Source organism: Campylobacter canis (genome assembly GCF_045504005.1).
Classification (GTDB): Bacteria; Campylobacterota; Campylobacteria; order Campylobacterales; family Campylobacteraceae; genus Campylobacter_A; species Campylobacter_A canis.
The window spans coordinates 106,467-119,932 of sequence record NZ_JBJJXH010000002.1 but is presented as its reverse complement, the minus strand read 5'-3'; the positions used below and the strand labels follow the sequence as shown (position 1 = coordinate 119,932).

Sequence of the window (13,466 nt, the reverse complement as noted above, 5' to 3'; positions counted from 1 at the left end):
AAATCTACCTTGCAAAATGTGAAAGTTCGTCTTTGATGACTTCGTTGATGTTTGAATCCGCAAAATTTAAAGCTTGAAAGATAGCGTTTTTAATGGCTTTTGCGTTACTCTTGCCATGACTTATAATAACACAACCATCCACTCCAAGAAGCGGTGCGCCGCCGTATTCGTCGTAATCAACCTGTTGCTTAAGCGTCTTAAAAACTTTTTTCATTAGTAGTGAGCCGGCTATCGCGATAGGGGACTTTTTAACGTGCTTTTTGATGATTTTAGTTATAGCATCGGCTACGCCTTCGCTGGTTTTAAGCAAGATATTTCCGACAAAGCCGTCGCAGATTATCACATCTACGCTTCCGTCAAATACTTGATTGCCTTCGGCATTTCCGACAAAGCTATCTAGTTTGGAAAGTAAAGCGTAAGCCTCTTTTGTAACTTCGTTGCCTTTGCTTTTTTCTTCGCCGTTTGACAAAAGCCCTATTTTGGGATTTTTGATTTTTAAAATCTCTTTTGCGTAAGCTTCGCCCATTACGGCAAACTGAAATAGATGTTCGGCTTTGCAGTCAACATTTGCTCCGACGTCCAAAACAAGAGTTTTTTTGCCTAAAACATTTGGCATAAGCGTAGCTATCGCGGGTCTTGAGACATTTTTAAGTCTACCTACTCGTAATGTAGCTAAACTCATCGTAGCTCCACTGTGACCCGCAGATACGACTGCTTTAACTTCTTTTGCTTTAAGTAGCTCGATAGCTTTATAGATTGTACTTTCTTTTTTCTTAAGAGCGTCCGTTGCGCCGTCTTCCATGGATACTATTTCGGAAGCTTCTACGTAGCTTATGTATTTTTCTAAGTGCGGAGGGATAAGAGGTTTTAAAATTTTAGATTCTCCCGCCAAAACAGCGTTAAATTTAGTTATTTTTAAAGCCTCTATTACACCTTCTATTATGGGTTTGGGACCAAAATCCCCGCCCATTGCATCAATGCAAATGCTTGTCATATATTTTAATACTCACCGGTTGTTTTGTTTGCGCGGTGAGGCATTTTCCATGAACCGTCTTTATCTTTAACCGGCATAGGAAGTGTTACTTTATAGTGAGTTCTTCTTTTTGCCGCACGTGCGTGGCTAACTCTTCGCTTAGGTACTGCCATTTCATTCTCCTTTATAAATTTTTACATTTTTCGCAATAAAAATAATCGCTTTTAAAAGCCTCTATTTCGCTTATAAAAACTTCATCTAAATCTACAAATCCGTCAAAAAATTCGACTACATCGTCTAAATTTTCTTCCGAGCCTTTGTAAATTCCATCGCTTATAATTAATTTTAAATTTTCATCCAAATTTAGCCTAATGTCATCGCCGCATCTATCGCAGGTATGCTCTAAAGAGCCGTTTATGCTAGCTTTGCAATCAATTAAACTAGGACTAGTTCTTTTTAAATTTCCGCTAAATTTCAGATCTTCCTTTTTTATCTCAAAAGGAATTTCGTTGTTTGCAATCTTTGCAAATGCTATTTTCAAATTTTTCCTTAGCAGATTTCTCTTGCGGCAAAGAAAAAGTTAATTTCAATTTTCGCGTTTTCTAGGCTATCGCTTCCGTGAACCGCGTTTGCATCGATATTTTCGGCAAAGTCAGCTCTGATAGTGCCGGGTGCCGCTTCCTTAGGATTTGTAGCTCCCATTAGTTCGCGGTTTTTAGATACCGCATTTTCACCTTCAAGAACCATAACTACAACCGGTCCACTAGTCATAAATTCAACCAAATCGTTAAAGAAAGGTCTTTCTTTATGAACCGCATAAAATGCCTTAGCGTCGCATTTGCTAAGTCTTAATTTCTTCATAGCTGCGATTCTTAGTCCGTTGCTCTCAAATCTATCGACTATCTTGCCGATCACACCTTTTTTTACAGCATCAGGCTTAATGATAGAAAGTGTTTGTTGCATCAAATTTCCTTGTGTTGTTGATTTTTTTCAAGAGTTGGGGATTATATCAAAAAAAATATTAAAAACAAAATAAGCCTGCTAAAACAGGCTTATTGAAATTTAAGCTATAACAGGAGTTGCGCTTTTTCTCATATCAGAGCTTATCTCATCGCGTGACGGCTGTCCTTCGTAAGGCATATCCCATACGATACAACCGTCGGTCGGACAGGCTGAAGCGCAAGCCGGTTCGTCGTTGTGTCCTACGCACTCAACGCATTTATCGGCATATACGTAGTATATATCTTCTCCTGTCGGGTTATCGCTATCATCTACTATGGCTTCTACCGGACACTCGTCTATACAAGAGCCGCAGCTTATGCAAATATCTGTAATTTTTACTGACATATTTTCTCCTTGGGTTTAAAAATTTTTGTAACGATATCAAAATATTAGTAAATTTGATATAAAAAATAAAATTTATTTCAAGGGTTTAAATTTATAAATTTCTGTTTAATAGCAAATTTAAAATATAAAATTTAACTGTAATTTAAATAATAAATGATACAATCTAGCCATTAATAAAAATTATTACAAGGAGAGACATATAATGTTAGTAACAAAACAAGCGCCTGACTTTACGGCTGCAGCGGTTTTAGGAAACAATGAGATCGTAGATGATTTTAACCTATATAAAAATATAGGAGATAAGGGCGCGGTGGTATTTTTCTACCCGATGGACTTTACTTTTGTTTGTCCAAGCGAGATAATAGCGTTTGATAAAAGATATGATGAATTTAAAGCTCGCGGTATCGAGGTTATAGCAGTTTCAACAGACAATCAATTCTCACACTTTGCATGGAAAGAAACACCTGTAAATAAAGGTGGCATAGGCAAAGTTCGCTTCCCGATCGTAGCTGATACAAATCACGCTATATCAAAAGGATTTGACGTGCTTATCGAAGAGGCTGGAGTTGCTCTTCGCGGATCATTTTTGATCGACAAATGCGGTAAGGTTCGCCATGCGGTTATAAATGACTTGCCACTTGGAAGAAATATCGACGAGATGATAAGAATGGTTGATACTATGCTATTTACTAACGAGCATGGAGAAGTTTGCCCTGCTGGTTGGAACAAGGGCGATAAAGGCATGAAAGCTGACACCGCCGGAGTTGCTGATTACCTAGCTAATAACTGCGACAAGTTATAGGACTTGATATAAATTTAGGGGCTAAATTCGCCCCTAAATTTTAGAAATTACATTGATACTTAAATTTGATTGATCCTAATTTTTCATACTTGAACTATTATATTTTTAAAAATTAAAAAATTTCACTATAATTTTGAATAGACTTTATCTTTCAATTAATAAATTTAAGGAAGTAATGTGAATAATAAAAATTATAGTAGCTATGGTGGCTCAATTATCCTTAAAAGATCTCTTGATATTCTTGAAAATATTATGAAAAACGACGGTTTCTTGCACTTTTTAAACTTGTACAACGGTGTAAAAATTGAGTGTTTCGGTCAAATTTTATCTATTGAAAATGATATAGTCGTATGCAAAACTACTTTATTGCAAATTTTAGCAATAAAAGAGGAAAGAAATGCATTTATAGTGAAAGATGAAAATTTTTCTGAAAATTTAAAAGCAGATATTGTTAGCGTGGACATATCAAACTCTACAGTTGCTTTAAAAAATTTTATTTATATGCCAAATTTGCACGCGAATTTAAGAAAGTATCAGCGTGTTCATCCTAATAGATATACAAGAGTTGTATTAAGACAAAACAATTTTGAAGTAAAGGGAAATTTGTACGATATTTCTGAGGGCGGGCTTGGTATAGTAAGCACAGAGTGCGCGCCTTTTGATAAGAAAAATCCTATTATGTCCGAATTTGACCTTGAAATAAATTCTTCTAAAGATATATTAAGTATAGGTATAGAGTTGAAATTGATTGCCGACTTGGTATATCGAGGCGCAGTGAGATATTGTTGTCAGATTATTGCAGGTCAATCCATACAAGTGGATATAGCAAAATTTTCAAATGAAAGAGTTAGAGATACCATAAAGGAATTACAGTCTCAAATTGATTAATTTTAAAGAAAAGTAAAATTTATGAAAACTATACAAGAAAATTTAAAACTGTTTTATGTGGGACTTAAGGATAAAGAGCCGTTTTTATATAAAAATAAAGACTTAACGACCCATGCGGCGATTATCGGTATGACCGGAAGCGGCAAAACAGGTCTTGGCATAACGATTTTAGAAGAGGCTTGTATAGATAATATCCCTTCTATCATCATCGATCCAAAGGGTGATATGACGAATTTAGCGCTTGCTTTTGAGGAGATGAAGGCTGAGGATTTCTTGCCTTATATAGAAGAAAGCGAGGCTCAAAACAAGGGATTACGCGTAGAGGAATTTGCGCAAAATGAGAGCCAAACTTGGAAAAAAGGTATAGAGAATTCGTTTCAAAGTTTAGAGCGCGTAAAAACTTTCAAAGATAGCGTAGAGCTTAAAATTTACACTCCAAAGAGCTCTGCGGGAGTCGGTGTGGCTCTGCTTGGCGATTTTGCTTGTCCTTATATGGATAACGAAGAGGAATTTAGCGAGTATGTAAGCTCGCTTGCAAGCTCGATTTTATCGCTTATAGGTGTTGATAACGATGTAAATTCCAAAGAACATTTGCTCATATCAAATATCTTTACTCACAAATTTAAAGAAAACTCAGACGTTACACTTGAAGAGCTCATAGGTTTTATCGCAACTCCGCCATTTGCGAAAATAGGCGTATTTGATGTGGAGAAATTTTACCCTTCAAGCGAGCGCATGAAGCTTGCCATAAAGATAAACACTCTTCTTGCAAGCCCTGATTTTAAGGCTTGGCTAAACGGCGAGCGCCTAGATATAGGCAAGATGCTGTTTGATAAAAACGGCAAGGCGCGTTGCAATGTCTTTACTATCTCACACCTTAAAGATAGCGAGCGCATGTTTTTCGTGACACTTTTGCTTAATGAGATCATCGCTTGGATGAGAAAGACCGAGGGAACAAGCTCGCTTAGGGCGATTTTATATATGGATGAAATTTTTGGCTTCTTTCCGCCAAACGGCAATCCTCCTTCAAAAACTCCGATGCTTACACTTTTAAAGCAGGCTCGCGCGCACGGACTGGGCGTTATCTTAAGCACGCAAAACCCTGTTGATCTTGATTATAAAGGTCTTAGCAATATCGGAACATGGTTTATCGGCAGACTTCAAACCGCCCAAGATAAAGCTCGTGTCATTGACGGCATGACGGGAATTTCAGGCTCGGACATGGATAAAAAAGAGATAGAGGATCTAATCTCAAATTTAGCCAAGCGAAATTTCTTGGTTAAAAACATTCACGAAGACGGGCTTAGCGTTATCTCAACCAGATGGGCGCTAAGCTATCTAAAGGGACCTTTGAGTCGCGAGCAAATTTCAAATTTGATGCAAGACAAAAAGGCTCAATCTGATAGTTTAAGCCAGAAAATTAAAAGCTCAAAAACTAGCGCTAAACCTATAATCTCACCGCAGATTGAGCAAATTTACGCATCAAATAGCGATGAGCTTGAAGGTTATCTTTACGCTAAAGCCAAAGTGAGGTTTTATGACGCTAAAAAGGGGCTTGATCACACCAAGGAAGTGAGTTTTCTTTATAGGCTCGATGAGGAGCAAAACGAGATTGATTGGAGTGAGGCGGCGCAGGATATACGCATAGCTACTGTCGGCGAGCCAAGCGGTAAGGTGTCCTTTGCTCAGTTGCCCGCTATGATAACCAACGCAAAAGACTTTAAGGCGGTAAGTAAAAATTTTAAAGATTATGTTTATAGAAATGTAAAACTTAGTCTTTTTAGCGCTCTTGGACTAAATTCGTCTCCAAGTGAGAGCAGGGAGGAATTTTATCTAAGATTAAGCGATAAGTGTAATGAAATTTTAGAAGATGAGACGGCAAAACTTACCGAGAAATTTCAAAAAGAAAAGGCTAAGCTTGAAGATAAGCTAAATAAAGCCTTGTTAAAATTAGACAAAGAGCAAAAAGAGGTTAAGTCAAAGGGGCTTGAAGCTGCTATTAGTGTAGGGACAAGCATAATAGGAGCAATCTTTGGTAGAAATTTGCTAAGTCGCACAAATTTGAGTAAGGTGGCAAGTTCTGCAAAAAGCGCAAACAAAATCCTAAAAGAGCGTGATGATGTAAAACTTAGCGAACAAACCGTAGCTGAAATAAACGCGGATATAGAAGCCTTAATGGCTAAATTTGAAGAAGAGACCGGCAAGCTAAAAGAGAAAAACGATGTAAAAAATATCGACATAAACGAGATAGAAATTTCTCCAAAAAATAGTGATATATACGATGAAAAGGTAGTTATCCTCTGGCGATAACCCTTATCGTACCAAAGTACAATACACTAAAGCCTTATTTTTTACTACAATAACGTCAAAAATAGAAAATAAGGATTTTTATGCTTGATAAAGGAATTGTAAAAGAGATTATCGGCAATGTATCGGTAAAAGATAGTGGTGAAGAGGAAAGAATTTTGACCGTCAATGACAGTCTAAAACTAGGCGATACGGTAATAACAAACTCTGAAAATGACAAGATATCATTTGAATTTAATGATGTTAAAGTAAGTTTGGCTGGCGGGGATTTATTAAAAATAGATCAGAGTGTTGTTTTGTCCGAGTCATTTGGTAACGAATCAAATGTACAACTAAGTTCTATTCAAGATTTTTTAAATTTGTTTTTCAGTGATATTTCTATGAATGATATGACGGTTTCTATAGGCGATGACACTGTGCTTGATTTCAATGAGGTGGAAAGACTAAAACAAGTTAGCGAAGGGCTTGAGATTAATGGCAAGGATGTTTTGGCAAAAGTATCTCCGAATGATTTATTTACGGATTATCAAAACTCAATCGGTATTTTAAGTAAGCATGATTTATCTGATTTGGTTGTTAAGCATAGTAAATCACCTCAAAACGATCTCGTTTCTGAATCTGATGCTACATTTTCCATAAAAATCGACACCGACATACAAACGGATTTTAGCTAATACCGCGGAGAATTCTCTCTGCCGGTTTTAAATTTATAAGAAAATCAGAGAAATTTAACTACTATAATATTTTTAAATAAACTCAGGAAAAAAAATGAATGAAAATATTATAGCTTATATACTTGCTTATCTGCTTGGCGGAATTCCTTTCGGGCTTATACTGGCTAAAATTTTTGCAAATGTAAATATCAAAGATGAGGGTAGCAAAAGTATCGGAGCGACCAATGTGCTTCGCGTTTTAAAGCAAAAAGATCCCAAGCTTGCCAAAAAAATAGCTGTTTTAACTGTCGTGCTTGATGTCTTAAAGGGCGTTTTGCCTATCCTTATAGCCAAATTTGCGGGCTTAAGCGATGCTACTCTTTGGGCTATGGCGGTTCTTGCGGTTATCGGACATTGCTACTCTCCTTTTTTGAAATTTGAAGGTGGCAAGGGTGTAGCTACCGGAGCAGGAGTTCTGGCACTATTTTTACCGATAGAAATTTGTATCGCGCTTGCTGTTTGGTTTGTAGTGGGGCGCGTGCTTAAAATTTCATCTCTTGCTTCGCTTAGCGCGCTACTTGCGCTTATCGTTTCATCTTTTATCATTCATCCGCAAATTCCTGAAATCAATTCGTACGCACCGATTTTTATAATCGCTTTTGTAGTATTTTACAAGCATATTCCAAACATTAAAAGGCTATTTAGCGGCCAAGAGAGCAAAGTGATATGATAACTACGCTTATTAAGGATTATGAGTTTGAAACTATTATCGGTATGTTTGAATTTGAGCGAACAAATCCGCAAAAGGTTAGGATAAATGCCGAATTTGCAAGCAAAGATTTTATAGATTATGTTGAAGTGATTGAATTTATCGAGTCGGTTTATAAGGAATTTAAATTTCAAACCGTTGAAAATTCTCTTGAAATTTGCAGTCAAAAATTAAAAGAAAAATTTAGCGGTTTAAAATTTTTAAAAATGGAAATTTTAAAAACCGAAATTTTAAAAAACGTATTGGTAGGAGCGAAGATAGAGCTTGAATATTAAATTTTTTTTAAAGTATCTTGAAATCTCGCTTAATTTATGCTACAATCTACAAAATTTACACCCCCAAGGATTAATAAAATGAGAATTTTAATAGTAGAAGATGAAGTAACGTTAAATAAAACGATTGCTGAAGGTTTGCAGGAATTTGGCTATCAGACGGATAGCTCTGAGAATTTTAAAGACGCTGAGTATTATATCGGAATTAGAAATTATGACTTAGTGCTTACCGATTGGATGCTTCCTGACGGTGACGGCGTAGATCTAATCAGTATCATAAAGAGCAAATCACCTCGCACGGCTGTAGTTGTGCTTTCTGCAAAAGATGACAAAGAGAGCGAAGTTAAGGCATTTAGAGTAGGCGCTGATGATTATATTAAAAAGCCTTTTGACTTTGACGTGCTTGTGGCAAGAATCGAAGCAAGACTTAGATTTGGCGGAACTAATGTAATCAAGATTGATGATCTTATAATTGATCCGGATGAGGAAAAAATCACATATCTTGGTCAAGATATCGAGTTAAAAGGCAAGCCGTTTGAGGTTTTAACTCACCTTGCTCGCCACTCCGATCAAATCGTATCTAAAGAGCAGCTACTAGATGCTATCTGGGAGGAGCCTGAGCTAGTTACTCCAAACGTAATCGAAGTTGCCATCAACCAAATTCGCCAAAAAATGGATAAACCGCTAAATATCTCCACGATAGAAACCGTTAGAAGACGCGGATATCGATTTTGCTTTCCAAAAAAAGCTTAAGAACTAGATTTATACTGCAATTAGCATCGGCTTCAACGATGCTAATTCTTATCATTTCAGTGATGCTTTATCACTATATAAAAGTAACGATATATGAAAGCATCTCGCAATCCTTAATGTATGAAGCCAAACTTATCTCCACAAGCTCAAATTTAGCTAAGATGAGAGAAGGCTTTGAGTACATGACACTAAACGACAACTCAACTCAAATAAAAATCATAAATGAAGAGCTCAAGGCTAAAAATCCTTACTTCGTAAATGAAAAAATAGGCAAAAAAACTTATTTAAAGCTTTATTATCCATACGTTGAAAATACGCATATAACTCTTACTAAAGAGACAACTCAGCAAAGCAAGCTGATAGATCAAATTTTGATTGATATTTTAATCGTCAATGCGACCTCTATCTTACTGGTGCTTTTTTACGCCCTGTTTTTATCCAGAATGCTTTTGGTGCCTATTAAAATTTTAAGCTTTAAGCTAAGCCAACTTAACGAGAGGTTTTTAAAAGAGGTTAGTCTAGATGAAATTCCTTCCGAATTTGAGCCGCTTGGCAAGAGTATAAACCGCTTAATAGAGCGAATCCAAACTTTCGTAATGTATCAAAAAGAGCTTTTTATAGGGGTTGCACACGAGCTTAAAACTCCGCTTGCGGTTATGAAAACCAAAAACGAAGTTACGCTTATTAAGCCAAGGGAGCCTGAGCGCTACATAGAAGCGCTTAAAAACAATAACGAATCGATAAATTCAATGAACAAGATGATAGGCTCTATCCTTGAGATAGGTCGTCAAGAGGGTGCGCAATTTGAAGAGGCGACAAACATTGATATCATCGAGTTTTTAAACGAAATGGCGAATAATTTTAAAATTTTAGCTCGTGGCGATGATAAAGACATCTCCACCGATCTTTCTCCCGCCTCGCTTCATATGACGCTTCAGCCTACGCTACTAACTCACGTTGTGCAAAATTTTGTCCAAAATGCAATTAAATTTTCACCGCCAAAATCAACCATAACCCTTGTTTCAAGGCTTAAAGAGAGCGAATTTGTGATTGAAGTTATCGATGAGGGTATAGGCATTGACGAAAGCAAGGATCTTTTTGCTCCGTTTAAGCGATTTGGTGACAAGGGCGGAGCAGGGCTTGGACTATTTTTAGCCAAAGGTGCGGCTCAAGCGCTTGGTGGAAGCGTTAGTATCAAAAACCGAACAGATGGCGTTAGCGGAGCTGTTTCCACGCTTGTTTTACCGATCGGAAAAAATATAAAGAATAAATTTAAAAAGATAGCAAAAAATGAAAAATAAAAAGATAAAATTTAGCCTAAATTTAACTCAAAAAAGGGCGAACAATGGCTAAGAGAACCGCCGTTATAGACCTTGGCTCAAACTCTATGAGAATGGCGATATTTGAAAAGACTTCAAGGTACGCTTTTTATATACCGGGCGAATTTAAGATGAAAGTAAGGCTCGGAGAGGGCGCTTATGAAGACGGCGGAGCGATAAGCGAAAAATCTATGAAAAAGGCTCTTGACGCACTTGGCGAGTTTAAAAATATCGCAAAGAGTTATAAGTGTCATAAAGTCTTTTGTATGGGGACTTCAGCCCTTAGAGACGCACCTAATGCAAATGAGTTTATAAAGCTGGTAAAGCGAAATTTGGGGCTAAATTTAAAGGTAGTAAAGGGTGTTGATGAGGCGAATTTCGGAGCGATAGCGGCTTTGAATTTGCTTGAGCCGCTTGATGAGTTTGTTACTATCGATATCGGTGGTGGCTCAACCGAGCTTGCGCTGGTAAAAGACGGCAAGATACTTGAAAGCATCTCTCTTGATGTGGGCACAGTTAGGCTTAAAGAGCTGTTTTTTGATAAGAAAAATCTAAAAGGGCTTGATGGCTTCATGAAAGATGTTTTAAAGCAACTTCCGCAAAGCTTTAAGTCCAAAAATGTCGTAGCCATAGGCGGAAGCCTCAGAGCCATATCAAACTGCATAATGCAGATGCAAAACTACGCGCTAAAAAGCGTGCATAACTTTAGCTACAAATTTAGCGACTACAAGGGCTTTATCAAGGATTTAACCGAAGCTAGCGTGCTTGATCTGGCTAAATTTTACGTCAAAAAGGATCGTTTTGATACGATTAGAGAGGGTGCGTTTATATTTTTAAGTATCGTTTCGCGTCTTGACTGTGAGCGCGTTTATACTAGCGGAGCCGGACTTAGAGAAGGCGTTTATCTAAGTGATCTTTTGCGTCCAAGCAAGAAATTTCCGCCGAATTTCAACCCAAGCGTAAAGAGCTTGCAGGATCGATTTTTAGACACTTCAAATAAGTCTGTAGTAAAGTATGCAAAAGATATATTTGAATCGCTAAAGCCTCTGCACGGGATTGATGATAAATTTGCGCGAGAGCTTGAGGTGGCGGCTAAACTTTATAATATAGGCGGATGTCTTGGGTTTTACGGCGAGCATATAAACTCGTCAAATTTCGTGATAAATGCTCTAAACTACGGATTTTCGCATGAACAAAAGAGTCTTATTGCTACTATTATCGGTATGAACGGCAAGAAAAATTTAGGCGAATTTGAAAAATTTAAAAGCCTGCTTCCTAGTGAAGATACTGTTAGATGGCTTAGTTTTATGCTAAATTTGGCTAAAAATTTAGATATTAACTGCACGCATAAAAAGCTTAAATTCGAGTTTATAAATCATACTTTGCAAATTAGCGGCGCAAAAGAAAATTTTATGGCGAAAGAGAGCTTAAAAAAGATCGCAAAACCTGCTACCTTTGCGCTGATTTTTGTTTAAGATTTTTAAGTCATTTAAGCGTTTTTTAATTTTCTTTTTCGGATTCGCGGCACAAAGTTTTCTTTTTGTGATTGTATACAGACTAAGATATCCAATCCAAATTTGCCTATTATGTTTAGTCTACCACAACTATCTTTTATCGCTAGAAGCTACATTAATTTCAAGTAATATACCAAGGCTCTTGTTAGTCATTTTATAATGGATTTTAATTTGATTTTTGTGAGACATCAAGATTGCAAAAAATCGCTTTTAATCTTGTAAATTTCCAAATCGCCAACTAGGCTTAATCCTTACTAGCCTTATCCTTATAAGCGCTTAGCGAGTTTTGGCGCTCTTCTAAAAACTGCCCGAGTTTTCGTTTGTTCTCTTCAAAAAACGCTTCAAAATCATCTTCGTTTTCTATCCTGTCTTCGCCGAATTTATCAAGCAAGACATTGGAATTTCCTACAAGTACGAGGTATTTTTTATTCATATGACTTAAGAGCATTACTTTGTTAAGCCTATCAAGCGGCTTTTCGTAAAGCACCTCAACGCCGCCGTTTTTATTTTTACTAAAGAGATTTGCAAATTTCGGCGCTTTTGCATAGGGTATGCCGCCTTTTGCCTTGATGGCTCTTTTGATGATAAAAAGAGTTATAAGAAGCGCAAAGAGCACGCCGATCACCATATAATACCTTGCTCCGACCAAGCTCTCTTCGCTTTGAGACGGGATAGGGCTTGGAGCATTTATCTGAACGCTACTTAGTCTGTTTTCATTTTCGGCTGAGCCTAAAGCCGTTTGGGTTACTCTTACTCTAAGACCAAATCCATCAGTTGTCTTTGATGCCGTAACTGCGACGTTTGAGCTGCTTTTTAGGCTCAAGACTACGCTATTTTGTTTTGGCTCTATGTAAATTTCTTGCAAAATTTTAGAATTTATATTTTTATCGACTACCTGATCGAAATTTAGCGCATTAAATATCAGCATAGTCATATCGTTTTCATGTTTTTGAAAGATATTTCCCTCATAAGGCGCGTCAAAGCTAAGCATAATATCTACTCTATCGCTTCTTTCGTAGATGTTGTAAGTGAGTAAATTTGATGCAAATAAAGAGATAGCTAAGGCAAAAATCGCGCTTAAAATTCTCATAACTGCTCTCTTTTGAAATACTGAATTACCGATTTGGAGTCAAGAATTTCATTGATACGGATGGCTAAATTTTTCTCATATACCATCACTTCGCCTTTTCCGAAAATTCTATTGTTGATAAAAAGCTCGACACTCTCTCCTGCAGGCTTTTCAAGATCGATTACCGAGCCGTTTTCAAGCTTAAGCAGCTCACGTACGCTAATAGTCGTCGTTCCAAGCTCGGATATAAAATCTACACTGATATCCATAAGCTCGTCATAGCTTTTAAAAAGTCCGCCTGCATCGGCTATTTGCTCAATATCTGCACTCATGCTTTCTTGTACCCTATCTGAAAAGTTCTGTTTTTTATCTTATAAATTCTCTTATCTTCAAGTTTGATTTTAAAATTTTCTATACGCCCCAAATACTCAGGCGTTCCAAGTTTATAAGCGCCGTTTTCCTTCTCGTTTAGCAAATTTTTAGAGTATCCTACGATCAAATTTGCAACCTCTTTGCAAAGATCGCTCAGATCGTCTTCGTTAAGCTTATCGCTACCTAATAAAATTTTTGCAAAGTGATTTAAAGTATCTTTTTTAAAATAAAGATAAAAATGAAACTCGCTTTTGCCCTTATAAATCGGTAGCGCCGAACCGTAAAATTCACCCTTTGTAGTGCTTGCCGAACTTACTTCGTAGCCTAAAATTTCATTACAAAGATGCTTTACGCCAAGCTCAACAACCTCCAACATCTACTATCCTTAAAGTGCTAAATAGTGCTAATTATACTTAAAATTTATGGAA

The 13,466-nt window shown here is 37.0% G+C and carries 17 protein-coding genes; 9 read left to right on the top strand and 8 right to left on the bottom strand.

The window, feature by feature from the left end:
* Positions 1 to 4: 4 nt before the first annotated feature.
* From plsX to ACHJH3_RS02690, 5 genes are all read right to left on the bottom strand, one after another.
* A complete protein-coding gene (gene plsX, locus ACHJH3_RS02710) occupies positions 5 to 994 on the bottom strand; it encodes a phosphate acyltransferase PlsX (protein ID WP_407063478.1) in 990 nt (329 codons plus the stop codon).
* Positions 995 to 999: 5 nt separating this feature from the next.
* The gene (gene rpmF, locus ACHJH3_RS02705) at positions 1,000 to 1,146 is read right to left on the bottom strand and encodes a 50S ribosomal protein L32 (RefSeq protein WP_169942201.1); all 147 of its coding nucleotides are present in this window, start codon (positions 1,144 to 1,146) and stop codon (positions 1,000 to 1,002) included.
* Positions 1,147 to 1,157: 11 nt separating this feature from the next.
* Entirely contained in the window at positions 1,158 to 1,514 is a 357-nt protein-coding gene (locus tag ACHJH3_RS02700; protein WP_407063477.1) for a DUF177 domain-containing protein, read from the bottom strand.
* 8 nt (positions 1,515 to 1,522) lie between these two features.
* Positions 1,523 to 1,936 carry a nucleoside-diphosphate kinase gene (ndk, locus tag ACHJH3_RS02695; protein WP_407063476.1) on the bottom strand — a complete coding sequence of 138 codons (414 nt, stop codon included), beginning with the start codon at positions 1,934 to 1,936 and terminating at the stop codon, positions 1,523 to 1,525.
* 99 nt (positions 1,937 to 2,035) lie between these two features.
* A complete protein-coding gene (locus tag ACHJH3_RS02690) occupies positions 2,036 to 2,320 on the bottom strand; it encodes a DUF362 domain-containing protein (RefSeq protein WP_172201024.1) in 285 nt (94 codons plus the stop codon).
* Between the two features lie 202 nt (positions 2,321 to 2,522).
* Between ACHJH3_RS02690 and ACHJH3_RS02685 the strand changes: the two genes are divergently transcribed.
* The 9 genes from ACHJH3_RS02685 (at position 2,523) to ACHJH3_RS02645 (ending at position 11,558) form a co-directional block, all read left to right on the top strand.
* Positions 2,523 to 3,122, top strand: coding sequence for a peroxiredoxin (locus ACHJH3_RS02685; RefSeq protein ID WP_169942208.1), 600 nt, complete (start codon positions 2,523 to 2,525; stop codon positions 3,120 to 3,122).
* A 177-nt stretch (positions 3,123 to 3,299) separates the two neighbouring features.
* Positions 3,300 to 4,010, top strand: a complete 711-nt coding sequence (locus ACHJH3_RS02680; RefSeq protein WP_407063475.1) for a PilZ domain-containing protein — start codon at positions 3,300 to 3,302, stop codon at positions 4,008 to 4,010.
* A gap of 21 nt (positions 4,011 to 4,031) precedes the next feature.
* Positions 4,032 to 6,320: an ATP-binding protein gene (locus ACHJH3_RS02675; protein ID WP_407063474.1), complete on the top strand. Its 2,289-nt coding sequence runs from the start codon at positions 4,032 to 4,034 to the stop codon at positions 6,318 to 6,320.
* Positions 6,321 to 6,400: 80 nt separating this feature from the next.
* Positions 6,401 to 6,991: a hypothetical protein gene (locus ACHJH3_RS02670; RefSeq protein ID WP_407063473.1), complete on the top strand. Its 591-nt coding sequence runs from the start codon at positions 6,401 to 6,403 to the stop codon at positions 6,989 to 6,991.
* Between the two features lie 94 nt (positions 6,992 to 7,085).
* Complete coding sequence (gene plsY / locus ACHJH3_RS02665) at positions 7,086 to 7,700, top strand: glycerol-3-phosphate 1-O-acyltransferase PlsY (RefSeq protein ID WP_407063472.1); 615 nt, start codon at positions 7,086 to 7,088, stop codon at positions 7,698 to 7,700.
* On the top strand, positions 7,697 to 8,014 hold the full coding sequence (locus tag ACHJH3_RS02660) for a dihydroneopterin aldolase (RefSeq protein WP_407063471.1): 318 nt from the start codon (positions 7,697 to 7,699) through the stop codon (positions 8,012 to 8,014). The genes plsY and ACHJH3_RS02660 overlap by 4 nt, the downstream gene beginning before the upstream one ends.
* A gap of 78 nt (positions 8,015 to 8,092) precedes the next feature.
* On the top strand, positions 8,093 to 8,764 hold the full coding sequence (hsrA, locus tag ACHJH3_RS02655; RefSeq protein WP_169942216.1) for a homeostatic response regulator transcription factor HsrA: 672 nt from the start codon (positions 8,093 to 8,095) through the stop codon (positions 8,762 to 8,764).
* A 38-nt stretch (positions 8,765 to 8,802) separates the two neighbouring features.
* The gene (locus tag ACHJH3_RS02650; protein WP_407063470.1) at positions 8,803 to 10,065 is read left to right on the top strand and encodes a sensor histidine kinase; all 1,263 of its coding nucleotides are present in this window, start codon (positions 8,803 to 8,805) and stop codon (positions 10,063 to 10,065) included.
* Positions 10,066 to 10,109: 44 nt separating this feature from the next.
* On the top strand, positions 10,110 to 11,558 hold the full coding sequence (locus ACHJH3_RS02645; RefSeq protein ID WP_407063469.1) for a Ppx/GppA phosphatase family protein: 1,449 nt from the start codon (positions 10,110 to 10,112) through the stop codon (positions 11,556 to 11,558).
* 283 nt (positions 11,559 to 11,841) lie between these two features.
* On the opposite strand, the gene ACHJH3_RS02640 is transcribed toward ACHJH3_RS02645, so the two are convergent.
* From ACHJH3_RS02640 to ACHJH3_RS02630, 3 genes are read right to left on the bottom strand one after another with little or no spacing between them, the layout of a single operon-like run.
* Positions 11,842 to 12,687 (bottom strand): excinuclease ABC subunit A, encoded by an 846-nt coding sequence (locus ACHJH3_RS02640; RefSeq protein ID WP_407063468.1) that lies wholly within the window; start codon positions 12,685 to 12,687, stop codon positions 11,842 to 11,844.
* Positions 12,684 to 12,998: a flagellar motor switch protein FliN gene (gene fliN / locus ACHJH3_RS02635; protein ID WP_407063467.1), complete on the bottom strand. Its 315-nt coding sequence runs from the start codon at positions 12,996 to 12,998 to the stop codon at positions 12,684 to 12,686. The genes ACHJH3_RS02640 and fliN overlap by 4 nt, the downstream gene beginning before the upstream one ends.
* Positions 12,995 to 13,414: a chemotaxis protein CheX gene (locus ACHJH3_RS02630; protein WP_172200989.1), complete on the bottom strand. Its 420-nt coding sequence runs from the start codon at positions 13,412 to 13,414 to the stop codon at positions 12,995 to 12,997. The genes fliN and ACHJH3_RS02630 overlap by 4 nt, the downstream gene beginning before the upstream one ends.
* Positions 13,415 to 13,466 lie beyond the last annotated feature (52 nt).

Bases quoted from the DNA above. Each gene is read 5' to 3' on its own strand.
- plsX (WP_407063478.1), bottom strand. From the start codon at position 994: ATGACAAGCATTTGCATTGATGCAATGGGCGGGGATTTTGGTCCCAAA.
- rpmF (WP_169942201.1), bottom strand. From the start codon at position 1,146: ATGGCAGTACCTAAGCGAAGAGTTAGCCACGCACGTGCGGCAAAAAGA.
- ndk (WP_407063476.1), bottom strand. From the start codon at position 1,936: ATGCAACAAACACTTTCTATCATTAAGCCTGATGCTGTAAAAAAAGGT.
- ACHJH3_RS02690 (WP_172201024.1), bottom strand. From the start codon at position 2,320: ATGTCAGTAAAAATTACAGATATTTGCATAAGCTGCGGCTCTTGTATA.
- ACHJH3_RS02685 (WP_169942208.1), top strand. From the start codon at position 2,523: ATGTTAGTAACAAAACAAGCGCCTGACTTTACGGCTGCAGCGGTTTTA.
- ACHJH3_RS02675 (WP_407063474.1), top strand. From the start codon at position 4,032: ATGAAAACTATACAAGAAAATTTAAAACTGTTTTATGTGGGACTTAAG.
- ACHJH3_RS02670 (WP_407063473.1), top strand. From the start codon at position 6,401: ATGCTTGATAAAGGAATTGTAAAAGAGATTATCGGCAATGTATCGGTA.
- plsY (WP_407063472.1), top strand. From the start codon at position 7,086: ATGAATGAAAATATTATAGCTTATATACTTGCTTATCTGCTTGGCGGA.
- ACHJH3_RS02660 (WP_407063471.1), top strand. From the start codon at position 7,697: ATGATAACTACGCTTATTAAGGATTATGAGTTTGAAACTATTATCGGT.
- hsrA (WP_169942216.1), top strand. From the start codon at position 8,093: ATGAGAATTTTAATAGTAGAAGATGAAGTAACGTTAAATAAAACGATT.
- ACHJH3_RS02650 (WP_407063470.1), top strand. From the start codon at position 8,803: ATGCTAATTCTTATCATTTCAGTGATGCTTTATCACTATATAAAAGTA.
- ACHJH3_RS02645 (WP_407063469.1), top strand. From the start codon at position 10,110: ATGGCTAAGAGAACCGCCGTTATAGACCTTGGCTCAAACTCTATGAGA.
- ACHJH3_RS02640 (WP_407063468.1), bottom strand. From the start codon at position 12,687: ATGAGAATTTTAAGCGCGATTTTTGCCTTAGCTATCTCTTTATTTGCA.
- fliN (WP_407063467.1), bottom strand. From the start codon at position 12,998: ATGAGTGCAGATATTGAGCAAATAGCCGATGCAGGCGGACTTTTTAAA.
- ACHJH3_RS02630 (WP_172200989.1), bottom strand. From the start codon at position 13,414: ATGTTGGAGGTTGTTGAGCTTGGCGTAAAGCATCTTTGTAATGAAATT.